Source organism: Snodgrassella sp. B3088 (assembly GCF_026535815.1).
Lineage (GTDB): Bacteria > Pseudomonadota > Gammaproteobacteria > Burkholderiales > Neisseriaceae > Snodgrassella > Snodgrassella alvi_E.
In genome coordinates, this window is record NZ_JAFNPG010000005.1 from 1 (window position 1) to 11,249 (window position 11,249).

The following is an 11,249-nucleotide window of genomic DNA, read 5'->3' on the forward strand; positions in this document are numbered from 1 at the left end:
CGTTAAGCTGTTGAGTCGTTTTAAGTGTAATTCGGGGCAGAATTGGTAAAGAGAGTCGTGTAAAATATCGAGTTCGCACATTTTGTTGTCTGATTATTGATTTTTGGCGAAACCATTTGATCATATGACAAGATGTGTATCTACCTTAACTTAATGATTTTGATAAAAATCATTAGGGGATTCATCAGGGTTGAGCATGCCCATGGCCTCCGTCAGCGCCGAGGGCCCAATGCCAAAAGCTCTCTCCACAAGGCGCACCTCGCCCCTGATGCCGGGCTGCAGGCACCAGGGGCGAGCCTGTCCTTTGCGCAGGGCTCGCATGACTTCGAATCCCTTGATCGTGGCATAGGCCGTGGGGATCGATTTGAAACCGCGCACCGGCTTGATCAGTATCTTGAGCTTTCCGTGATCGGCCTCGATCACGTTATTGAGATACTTCACCTGCCGGTGGGCCGTCTCCCGGTCCAGCTTTCCTTCGCGCTTCAATTCGGTGATCGCTGCACCATAGCTCGGCGCTTTGTCGGTATTGAGCGTGGCAGGCTTTTCCCAGTGCTTCAGGCCTCGCAGGGCCTTGCCCAGGAACCGCTTCGCTGCCTTGGCGCTGCGGGTCGGCGACAGGTAGAAATCGATCGTGTCGCCCCGCTTGTCGACTGCCCGGTACAGGTAGGTCCACTTGCCCCGCACCTTGACGTAGGTTTCATCCAGGCGCCAGCTCGGATCAAAGCCACGCCGCCAGAACCAGCGCAGCCGCTTCTCCATCTCCGGGGCGTAGCACTGGACCCAGCGATAGATCGTCGTATGGTCGACCGAAATGCCGCGTTCCGCCAGCATTTCCTCAAGGTCGCGATAGCTGATCGGATAGCGACAATACCAGCGCACCGCCCACAGGATCACATCACCCTGGAAATGGCGCCACTTGAAATCCGTCATCGTTCCGTCCGTCCAATCTCCGCCAAGCATGCTCAAGCTTCACGATTTTTGCAACAGAGCCCACACGAGTATTGAGCATAGTCGAGATTGGTGCAGATCACTTCTGATATTGAACTGTCAGGAGCTGGCTGCACAACAGCCATTACGCCCAATCAACTGGTGCAGTCGTCTTCTGAAAATGACATTTGGTATCTCTCATAAACGGATGTTTTTGAGAGAACTATCTTCGGCCTTCACACGCACGAAAGGCGGCGAAGCTCCGCCGTTAATCCGTCCGCCGGAGATCTCGCCCAGGCAGGCTGAAGGCCGAGCAAGCCTGACAGGCCCGAAAAGCCCGGCACGGGCGTCGGCGGCGATGACGGCGGCGGCATTATCCAGGGTTGATGATGGAAGTGGAGGATATCGACAACCTCTCGCGCAACCAAGACATCGCGGTCGGACTGCAAGTGATCTTGAAGCCACGGGCCCGTCCCACCCCGACATGGACCTCGATGCCCGAACGGACGTTAGATTTCGAGTTCTAGGCGTTCTGCGATGAAGGTTGGATCCCAGCCGGGATTGAAAGTGTCGACGTGGGTGAATCCGAGCCGCTCGTATAGGCCACGCAGGTTCGGGTGGCAGTCGAGCCGCAGCTTGGCGCACCCCTGCGTTCGCGCGGCATGGCGGCAAGCCTCGATCAGCGCGGAGCTGACACCCCGGCCCGCATGTGTCCGTCGCACCGCGAGCTTGTGCAGATATGCGGCCTCCCCCTTGAGGGCGTCGGGCCAGAACTCGGGATCCTCGGCCGACAAGGTGCAACAGCCGACGATGCCGTCGCTGCAACTCGCGACTAGGAGCTCGGATCTCAGGACGAAGGTCTCCGCGAATGTCCGGTCGATCCGCGCGACGTCCCAGGCGGGCGTTCCCTTGGCGGACATCCACGCCGCAGCGTCGTGCATCAGCCGCACAACCTCGTCGATATCACCCGAGCAGGCGACCCGAACGTTCGGAGGCTCCTCGCTGTCCATTCGCTCCCCTGGCGCGGTATGAACCGCCGCCTCATAGTGCAGTTTGATCCTGACGAGCCCAGCATGTCTGCGCCCACCTTCGCGGAACCTGACCAGGGTCCGCTAGCGGGCGGCCGGAAGGTGAATGCTAGGCATGATCTAACCCTCGGTCTCTGGCGTCGCGACTGCGAAATTTCGCGAGGGTTTCCGAGATGGTGATTGCGCTTCGCAGATCTCCAGGCGCGTGGGTGCGGACGTAGTCAGCGCCATTGCCGATCGCGTGAAGTTCCGCCGCAAGGCTCGCTGGACCCAGATCCTTTACAGGAAGGCCAACGGTGGCGCCCAAGAAGGATTTCCGCGACACCGAGACCAATAGCGGAAGCCCCAACGCCGACTTCAGCTTTTGAAGGTTCGACAGCACGTGCAGCGATGTTTCCGGTGCGGGGCTCAAGAAAAATCCCATCCCCGGATCGAGGATGAGCCGGTCGGCAGCGACCCCGCTCCGTCGCAAGGCGGAAACCCGCGCCTCGAAGAACCGCACAATCTCGTCGAGCGCGTCTTCGGGTCGAAGGTGACCGGTGCGGGTGGCGATGCCATCCCGCTGCGCTGAGTGCATAACCACCAGCCTGCAGTCCGCCTCAGCAATATCGGGATAGAGCGCAGGGTCAGGAAATCCTTGGATATCGTTCAGGTAGCCCACGCCGCGCTTGAGCGCATAGCGCTGGGTTTCCGGTTGGAAGCTGTCGATTGAAACACGGTGCATCTGATCGGACAGGGCGTCTAAGAGCGGCGCAATACGTCTGATCTCATCGGCCGGCGATACAGGCCTCGCGTCCGGATGGCTGGCGGCCGGTCCGACATCCACGACGTCTGATCCGACTCGCAGCATTTCGATCGCCGCGGTGACAGCGCCGGCGGGGTCTAGCCGCCGGCTCTCATCGAAGAAGGAGTCCTCGGTGAGATTCAGAATGCCGAACACCGTCACCATGGCGTCGGCCTCCGCAGCGACTTCCACGATGGGGATCGGGCGAGCAAAAAGGCAGCAATTATGAGCCCCATACCTACAAAGCCCCACGCATCAAGCTTTTGCCCATGAAGCAACCAGGCAATGGCTGTAATTATGACGACGCCGAGTCCCGACCAGACTGCATAAGCAACACCGACAGGGATGGATTTCAGAACCAGAGAAAGAAAATAAAATGCGATGCCATAACCGATTATGACAACGGCGGAAGGGGCAAGCTTAGTAAAGCCCTCGCTAGATTTTAATGCGGATGTTGCGATTACTTCGCCAACTATTGCGATAACAAGAAAAAGCCAGCCTTTCATGATATATCTCCCAATTTGTGTAGGGCTTATTATGCACGCTTAAAAATAATAAAAGCAGACTTGACCTGATAGTTTGGCTGTGAGCAATTATGTGCTTAGTGCATCTAACGCTTGAGTTAAGCCGCGCCGCGAAGCGGCGTCGGCTTGAACGAATTGTTAGACATTATTTGCCGACTACCTTGGTGATCTCGCCTTTCACGTAGTGAACAAATTCTTCCAACTGATCTGCGCGGGAGGCCAAGCGATCTTCTTCTTGTCCAAGATAAGCCTGTCTAGCTTCAAGTATGACGGGCTGATACTGGGCCGGCAGGCGCTCCATTGCCCAGTCGGCAGCGACATCCTTCGGCGCGATTTTGCCGGTTACTGCGCTGTACCAAATGCGGGACAACGTAAGCACTACATTTCGCTCATCGCCAGCCCAGTCGGGCGGCGAGTTCCATAGCGTTAAGGTTTCATTTAGCGCCTCAAATAGATCCTGTTCAGGAACCGGATCAAAGAGTTCCTCCGCCGCTGGACCTACCAAGGCAACGCTATGTTCTCTTGCTTTTGTCAGCAAGATAGCCAGATCAATGTCGATCGTGGCTGGCTCGAAGATACCTGCAAGAATGTCATTGCGCTGCCATTCTCCAAATTGCAGTTCGCGCTTAGCTGGATAACGCCACGGAATGATGTCGTCGTGCACAACAATGGTGACTTCTACAGCGCGGAGAATCTCGCTCTCTCCAGGGGAAGCCGAAGTTTCCAAAAGGTCGTTGATCAAAGCTCGCCGCGTTGTTTCATCAAGCCTTACGGTCACCGTAACCAGCAAATCAATATCACTGTGTGGCTTCAGGCCGCCATCCACTGCGGAGCCGTACAAATGTACGGCCAGCAACGTCGGTTCGAGATGGCGCTCGATGACGCCAACTACCTCTGATAGTTGAGTCGATACTTCGGCGATCACCGCTTCCCTCATGATGTTTAACGTTTGAAATAAGGGGCGCCGAGCGCCAGCGAGGGGAGCCAAAAGCTTGCTTTTGGCCGTCCCGACTTGATTGAAGGGTTGGGCGATTTTGCCATTAGATTTTTTATAAATTTAGTGTGTTTAGAATGGTGATCGCATTTTTCTTGGCTTTTATGCTTGATGTTAAATTCGACCCCAAGTTTCCTGTAAGTGCGGACACAAAAACATATTTATGTCCTGATTTGCTTATAATAAACCCTTCAAACCATCCGTTTTGTAAGGTTCTATTTGCTGTGAATCCTGCACCAGTTTTCCCATACAGTTTTGTACTATTCTCCAGATCTTGTAGATACATGTTCTCTATGGTGTTTTCTATGGCTGAGTTTTTAACTGGGAGATTGTGATTAATAATTTTACGCAGGAATTGAATTTGTTCTTCTGGTGAAATTTTTAAGCTACTTTCGAGCCATGCTTCTGTTAATCCGTTGTTTCTTTCTTTATCTCCAGAGAAGTCTTGATTTCCATAATCAAAATCTTTGAGATAATTCTTGATTTTATTTAATCCAATTTTTTGGGTTATTTCTTGCGAAACCCAAACAACAGAAAATTGCATCCACGTCTTTGGTGTATGATTGCTGTTCCAGATCTCCATTCCTTTGGGGGTTTTATCCCATTTGAATATGGTTTTCTGATCTATTATTTCCGCATCAAATGCCATAAGTGATAATGCGATCTTGAAAGTTGAATCTGGTGCCATTTGCGTTGCACACTTTGCTTTATTGAATTGAGCAATTTCAGCGTTTGTGGATACATCGTAAAGTAAAAAACAACCTTCAGTTCCTTCAAATAATGGAGATGCAACAGTAGAGATATCTGTTGATGCACTGGCGCTGCTGTAGATAATATTTGCAATTATTAAAAAAATAGCGAAGTTGATATGTATTGTGTTTTTCATAATAAGTATTGGTTTGGTAAAGGGCTTAATTTTAACGGCTAACAATTAATGAGGCTCCGGGTTCGCCCAACGCCTGAAATAAGCCGTGCCGCGAAGCGGCATCGGCTTGATTGAATTGTTAGACGGCAAACTCGAGCCAATACTTGTGCAGGCCAACAATATTAGACGAGCACAGCATGGGCATTGCCGCTTTGATCTTCTCCAGTGACCAATTCCACCACTCCATCTCCAGAAGCAATGAAATTTCCTCATCGGTGAAGCGTTTCTTAATCTTCTTAGCGGGATTGCCGCCAACGATAGCGTAAGGCTCCACATCTTTTGTCACCAACGAGCGGCTGCCTATCACCGCACCGTGCCCGATCTTGATTCCGGGCATGACCATTGCCTCAGAGCCGATCCAAACGTCATTGCCAATGACAGTATTACCTGCTTTTTGGAAGGCATCGAGTGCGCTTGAGAATGCAGGTTCTTCCTGCATATAAAAGAACGGGAAAGATGATGCCCAGTCGTACCGATGCCCCTGATTGCCAGCCATGATAAAGGAAGCCCCACTCCCGATAGAGCAGAAACTACCGATGATCAACTTATCAACGTCATCACGGTCCGGAAACAGATACCGTGCGCAGTCATCGAATGAGTGCCCATGATAGTAGCCAGAGTAATAGCTGTACCGCCCAACTTTGATATTGGGGTTCTTCACTTGCTCAGAAAGCAGCTTGCCTTTGAAGGGGCTATCAAAGTAGTTGGTCATAAGAGATCCCGCGGTCTGTGACTTTGCCGTCTAACACCTGAGTTAAGCCGGAGCGCTTTGCGGCCGCGGCGTTGTGACAATTTACAGAACAACTCCGCGGCCGCGAAGCGATCTCGGCTTGAACGAATTGTTAGACCGCGCTTAGAAGAACTCATCCAAGATCCGGTAGTACTCAATCTTAGCTATGTTCGGATTTGGCTCTCCATACTCGATGAAGAACTGGTTAGTGAGTTCTGGTCCAAATACCGCGTCAATGTTTCTCGATGCAAGCGCCAGGTCTTGATACTTATCGGCAAGCCCGACCCGACCGCAGTCTATGAAGCCGACGAAGGCATTACCTTGGAAGATGAAGTTCTCGGGACAGGCGTCGCCATGTGTGACTACCAGCTGCTCCGCTCCAGGCATTTGTATAAAAAGTTGCTCGTAAACATCCCGCGCCAGCATGCCTTGCCTTGCGTGATCAAAGTCCTCCTCATCAACTAACCCGGCTTCCAAACGGCCCGAAGCCAGCTTCAGTCGCAGGTGGAGCCTTTCGTCGAATGGGCAATCGTCAGGCGAGATCGAATGGAGGTCGCGTAACGCTCGTGCCATCTCTGCAACAACAATAACTGGATCTGCATCTGCGGCGTCAGCGGCATTGTGGCCAATCAATGCTTTTGTCAACAGGATGGTGACAGTTGAAGTCGAGACATATGAGATCACTTCCGGTACGAGAGCTCGTGTTCTGAGCCATCTAGTGCGCTGATGCTCTTGAAGAATTTCTTGAGCAGAAGATCCGGAGGCGTACTTTAGATACGCGGTATTGCGATCAGGAAATAGAACTCGAATCACTCGAGCATCTGACTGACCATACTCAACTTCTTCAAAAGTGCATTCATCCAACAAGGGTGAAAGCAAATTCTTTAGTTCAGATACTTCGTCGAGGGCGACTGTCATAGCGGTCTAACACCTGAGTTAAGCCGCGCCGCGAAGCGGCGTCGGCTTGGACGAATTGTTAGGCCGCATATCGCGACCTGAAAGCGGCACGCAAGACCTCAACCTTTTCCGCCCCGAGTGAGGTGCATGCGAGCCTGTAGGACTCTATGTGCTTTGTAGGCCAGTCCACTGGTGGTACTTCATCGGCATAGTAAAAGTAATCCCAGATGATCGCCTCCCAGCTGTTACAACGGACTGGCCGCCCGGCGATGACGCCCTCAGCCGCCTCTGGGCACGAGCCCTGCGGAGCCTCCGCGATTTCATACGCTTCGTCTGCCCACCAAGCAGGTTCGCAGTCAAGTAACTCATCCCCGATCTCCGCTAAGAATCCATAGTCCAACTCCTCCATGACGCGCCCGCCGAGCATTTCAACTATTGCCTCGAGCTCGCCGCGCCTCTCGCCGGGAAACGTCAGATCAATATCATCGTGCTTGCGTGTTACACGCCCTAGCCGTGCATCGATCGCCCAGCCCCCACCGATCCAGAGCGGCAGATTTCGCTCATCTGCCGCAGCTAGAATTTTGTGTATCAATGTGACCTGCGTTGCTGCCACTTGTTAACCCTTTTGCCAGATTTGGTAACTATAATTTATGTTAGAGGCGAAGTCTTGGGTAAAAACTGGCCTAAAATTGCTGGGGATTTCAGGAAAGTAAACATCACCTTCCGGCTCGATGTCTATTGTAGATATATGTAGTGTATCTACTTGATCGATCAGGCTTTTGTATATCTCCCCACCACCTGAAACAATGACATGATCCGTTATTTTCTTTAGGTTGGTTAAAGCATCTTTAATTGATGGAAAGATCAATACGTTCTCATTGTCAGATGTAAAACTTGAACGTGTTACGACCGCATACTTTCGGTTGGGTAATGCTCCCATTGATTCAAAAGTCTTGCGTCCAACCAACAGCCATTGGTTATAGGTAATAGCTTTAAACAGGAGCTGTTCACCTTTGGCGCTCCATGGAATATCAGGGCCATTCCCGATAACTCCATTCTTCGATATAGCTACCATTAGTGATAGTTTCACAATTCTTCCTCAGAGGTTAACTTTGTTTTAGGGCGACTGCCCTGCTGCGTAACATCGTTGCTGCTCCATAACATCAAACATCGACCCACGGCGTAACGCGCTTGCTGCTTGGATGCCCGAGGCATAGACTGTACCCCAAAAAAACAGTCATAACAAGCCATGAAAACCGCCACTGCGCCGTTACCACCGCTGCGTTCGGTCAAGGTTCTGGACCAGTTGCGTGAGCGCATACGCTACTTGCATTACAGCTTACCAACCGAACAGGCTTATGTCCACTGGGTTCGTGCCTTCATCCGTTTCCACGGTGTGCGTCACCCGGCAACCTTGGGCAGCAGCGAAGTCGAGGCATTTCTGTCCTGGCTGGCGAACGAGCGCAAGGTTTCGGTCTCCACGCATCGTCAGGCATTGGCGGCCTTGCTGTTCTTCTACGGCAAGGTGCTGTGCACGGATCTGCCCTGGCTTCAGGAGATCGGAAGACCTCGGCCGTCGCGGCGCTTGCCGGTGGTGCTGACCCCGGATGAAGTGGTTCGCATCCTCGGTTTTCTGGAAGGCGAGCATCGTTTGTTCGCCCAGCTTCTGTATGGAACGGGCATGCGGATCAGTGAGGGTTTGCAACTGCGGGTCAAGGATCTGGATTTCGATCACGGCACGATCATCGTGCGGGAGGGCAAGGGCTCCAAGGATCGGGCCTTGATGTTACCCGAGAGCTTGGCACCCAGCCTGCGCGAGCAGCTGTCGCGTGCACGGGCATGGTGGCTGAAGGACCAGGCCGAGGGCCGCAGCGGCGTTGCGCTTCCCGACGCCCTTGAGCGGAAGTATCCGCGCGCCGGGCATTCCTGGCCGTGGTTCTGGGTTTTTGCGCAGCACACGCATTCGACCGATCCACGGAGCGGTGTCGTGCGTCGCCATCACATGTATGACCAGACCTTTCAGCGCGCCTTCAAACGTGCCGTAGAACAAGCAGGCATCACGAAGCCCGCCACACCGCACACCCTCCGCCACTCGTTCGCGACGGCCTTGCTCCGCAGCGGTTACGACATTCGAACCGTGCAGGATCTGCTCGGCCATTCCGACGTCTCTACGACGATGATTTACACGCATGTGCTGAAAGTTGGCGGTGCCGGAGTGCGCTCACCGCTTGATGCGCTGCCGCCCCTCACTAGTGAGAGGTAGGGCAGCGCAAGTCAATCCTGGCGGATTCACTACCCCTGCGCGAAGGCCATCGGTGCCGCATCGAACGGCCGGTTGCGGAAAGTCCTCCCTGCGTCCGCTGATGGCCGGCAGCAGCCCGTCGTTGCCTGATGGATCCAACCCCTCCGCTGCTATAGTGCAGTCGGCTTCTGACGTTCAGTGCAGCCGTCTTCTGAAAACGACATTTGAACCGGGAACCTTCCCTTTTTGGCTAGGCGTGAAACAATGGTCATTTTCCCTATACCCAAAATGACCAGGAGGCCCGCATGAAAGTCGCACGCATCTACCTGCGCGTGAGTGTCATTTTCAGAAGACGACTGCACGGAATATCAGGAGTCGGCTGCACTGGTGGATTGCAGCGCGGTGTACAGGGCCGTCTTGCTCACCTTGAGCCGTGTAGCGGCCTCTCGGACATTAAGCCCGTTGGCGATGTGCTCCCGCGCTCGCTGCAACTTGTCGGCGGTGACAACCGGCTTTCGCCCGCCCTTCCTCCCACGAGCGGCGGCGGCAGTCAACCCGGCCTTGGTGCGCTCGCGGATCAAGTCGCGCTCGAACTGGCCCAGCGCGCCGAACACGTGGAAGATGAGCCGCCCGCCTGGCGTGGTGGTGTCGATGGCTTCCGTCAGAGAACGGAAGCCGACGCCTCGCGCTTCCAGCGCGCCTATCGTTTCGATTAGGTGCGGCATAGAGCGCCCGAGCCGATCCAGCCGCCAGACGGCCAGCACGTCGCCGTCGCGCAGGTAGGCCAGCGCATCAGCCAAGCCGGGGCGGTCGGCCTTGGCCCCGGAAGCCGTGTCCTCGAAAACGCGCTCGCAGCCTGCCTTGCGTAGCGCATCCGTCTGCAAGGCGGTGTCCTGTTCCGCCGTCGATACCCGCGCATAGCCGATCAGTGCCATTTGCCGCCTCTCTTGTCCGTCATTCCGTCCGCCTATCTTAATGTCCGACAACCCGTTGTGCAATAACTTTGCTGGACAGTGTCCGGCATGGCCGACTAATGATCGTTTGGCGGACAAGGCGACTGGCATCAGCCGAACAGCTCGCTATGGGAGCCAAGCCGCGCCAGTCGCAGGGTGTCGGCGTCGGACTTGCGGTAGATCAGCAGCAGGTCGGGCTTGATGTAGCATTCGCGGTAGCCCGCCCAATCGCCGGAAAGATCGTGGTCGCGGTATCGCACATCCAGGGGCTGATCGGTCGCCAGCGCGACCAGAACCGGCTTGAGGTCATCATTCGTGCAGCGGACTCCTGATACTGTTCGCTGATGAATCCCCTAATGATTTTGGTAAAAATCATTAAGTTAAGGTGGATACACATCTTGTCATATGATCAAATGGTTTCGNCGAAAAATCAATAATCAGACAACAAGATGTGCGAACTCGATATTTTACACGACTCTCTTTACCAATTCTGCCCCGAATTACACTTAAAACGACTCAACAGCTTAACGNTTGGCTTGCCACGCATTACTTGACTGTAAAACTCTCACTCTTACCGAACTTGGCCGTAACCTGCCAACCAAAGCGAGAACAAAACATAACATCAAACGAATCGACCGATTGTTAGGTAATCGTCACCTCCACAAAGAGCGACTCGCTGTATACCGTTGGCATGCTAGCTTTATCTGTTCGGGCAATACGATGCCCATTGTACTTGTTGACTGGTCTGATATTCGTGAGCAAAAACGACTTATGGTATTGCGAGCTTCAGTCGCACTACACGGTCGTTCTGTTACTCTTTATGAGAAAGCGTTCCCGCTTTCAGAGCAATGTTCAAAGAAAGCTCATGACCAATTTCTAGCCGACCTTGCGAGCATTCTACCGAGTAACACCACACCGCTCATTGTCAGTGATGCTGGCTTTAAAGTGCCATGGTATAAATCCGTTGAGAAGCTGGGTTGGTACTGGTTAAGTCGAGTAAGAGGAAAAGTACAATATGCAGACCTAGGAGCGGAAAACTGGAAACCTATCAGCAACTTACATGATATGTCATCTAGTCACTCAAAGACTTTAGGCTATAAGAGGCTGACTAAAAGCAATCCAATCTCATGCCAAATTCTATTGTATAAATCTCGCTCTAAAGGCCGAAAAAATCAGCGCTCGACACGGACTCATTGTCACCACCCGTCACCTAAAATCTACTCAGCGTCGGCAAAGGAGCCATGG

13 protein-coding genes and 2 pseudogenes are annotated in these 11,249 nt (G+C 53.4%); 2 read left to right on the forward strand and 13 right to left on the reverse strand.

Annotated elements, in window-relative coordinates; genetic code table 11:
• Positions 1-150 precede the first annotated feature (150 nt).
• The 11 genes and pseudogenes from J3U75_RS04595 to J3U75_RS04650 form a co-directional block, all read right to left on the reverse strand.
• On the reverse strand, positions 151-930 hold the full coding sequence (locus J3U75_RS04595; protein WP_267390782.1) for an IS6-like element IS6100 family transposase: 780 nt from the start codon (positions 928-930) through the stop codon (positions 151-153).
• A gap of 506 nt (positions 931-1,436) precedes the next feature.
• Positions 1,437-1,937 (reverse strand): GNAT family N-acetyltransferase, encoded by a 501-nt coding sequence (locus tag J3U75_RS04605; RefSeq protein WP_000376623.1) that lies wholly within the window; start codon positions 1,935-1,937, stop codon positions 1,437-1,439.
• Between the two features lie 127 nt (positions 1,938-2,064).
• Entirely contained in the window at positions 2,065-2,904 is an 840-nt protein-coding gene (sul1, locus tag J3U75_RS04610; RefSeq protein WP_000259032.1) for a sulfonamide-resistant dihydropteroate synthase Sul1, read from the reverse strand.
• Positions 2,898-3,245, reverse strand: coding sequence for a quaternary ammonium compound efflux SMR transporter QacE delta 1 (locus J3U75_RS04615; RefSeq protein WP_000679427.1), 348 nt, complete (start codon positions 3,243-3,245; stop codon positions 2,898-2,900). The genes sul1 and J3U75_RS04615 overlap by 7 nt, the downstream gene beginning before the upstream one ends.
• Before the next feature lie 116 nt (positions 3,246-3,361).
• A pseudogene (aadA1, locus tag J3U75_RS04620) lies at positions 3,362-4,200 on the reverse strand (ANT(3'')-Ia family aminoglycoside nucleotidyltransferase AadA1).
• Positions 4,201-4,312: 112 nt separating this feature from the next.
• Positions 4,313-5,143, reverse strand: coding sequence for an OXA-1 family oxacillin-hydrolyzing class D beta-lactamase OXA-4 (locus J3U75_RS04625; RefSeq protein ID WP_032491311.1), 831 nt, complete (start codon positions 5,141-5,143; stop codon positions 4,313-4,315).
• Positions 5,144-5,261: 118 nt separating this feature from the next.
• Positions 5,262-5,894: a type B-3 chloramphenicol O-acetyltransferase CatB3 gene (locus tag J3U75_RS04630; protein WP_000186237.1), complete on the reverse strand. Its 633-nt coding sequence runs from the start codon at positions 5,892-5,894 to the stop codon at positions 5,262-5,264.
• 141 nt (positions 5,895-6,035) lie between these two features.
• Positions 6,036-6,830, reverse strand: coding sequence for an aminoglycoside O-phosphotransferase APH(3')-XV (gene aph(3')-XV / locus J3U75_RS04635; protein ID WP_019407932.1), 795 nt, complete (start codon positions 6,828-6,830; stop codon positions 6,036-6,038).
• A gap of 58 nt (positions 6,831-6,888) precedes the next feature.
• Entirely contained in the window at positions 6,889-7,422 is a 534-nt protein-coding gene (gene aadB, locus J3U75_RS04640) for an aminoglycoside nucleotidyltransferase ANT(2'')-Ia (RefSeq protein ID WP_069723273.1), read from the reverse strand.
• A gap of 3 nt (positions 7,423-7,425) precedes the next feature.
• Entirely contained in the window at positions 7,426-7,899 is a 474-nt protein-coding gene (gene dfrA1, locus J3U75_RS04645) for a trimethoprim-resistant dihydrofolate reductase DfrA1 (protein WP_000777554.1), read from the reverse strand.
• On the reverse strand, positions 7,896-8,060 hold the full coding sequence (locus tag J3U75_RS04650) for a hypothetical protein (protein ID WP_000752529.1): 165 nt from the start codon (positions 8,058-8,060) through the stop codon (positions 7,896-7,898). Before J3U75_RS04650 ends, dfrA1 begins: the two co-directional genes overlap by 4 nt.
• On the opposite strand from J3U75_RS04650, the gene intI1 reads away from it, so the two are divergent.
• On the forward strand, positions 8,059-9,072 hold the full coding sequence (intI1, locus tag J3U75_RS04655; RefSeq protein WP_000845039.1) for a class 1 integron integrase IntI1: 1,014 nt from the start codon (positions 8,059-8,061) through the stop codon (positions 9,070-9,072). The genes J3U75_RS04650 and intI1 overlap by 2 nt on opposite strands.
• A 347-nt stretch (positions 9,073-9,419) precedes the next feature.
• Here the strand turns inward: intI1 and J3U75_RS04660 are convergent, their stop codons facing one another.
• Both J3U75_RS04660 and J3U75_RS04665 read right to left on the reverse strand, forming a co-directional pair.
• Complete coding sequence (locus J3U75_RS04660) at positions 9,420-9,986, reverse strand: recombinase family protein (protein WP_003159185.1); 567 nt, start codon at positions 9,984-9,986, stop codon at positions 9,420-9,422.
• 128 nt (positions 9,987-10,114) lie between these two features.
• On the reverse strand, positions 10,115-10,354 hold the full coding sequence (locus tag J3U75_RS04665) for a type II toxin-antitoxin system YafQ family toxin (RefSeq protein WP_267390796.1): 240 nt from the start codon (positions 10,352-10,354) through the stop codon (positions 10,115-10,117).
• Positions 10,355-10,453: 99 nt separating this feature from the next.
• Here J3U75_RS04665 and J3U75_RS04670 point away from each other — a divergent pair.
• Positions 10,454-11,249: pseudogene (locus J3U75_RS04670) on the forward strand (IS4-like element ISVsa5 family transposase); the annotation flags it as partial.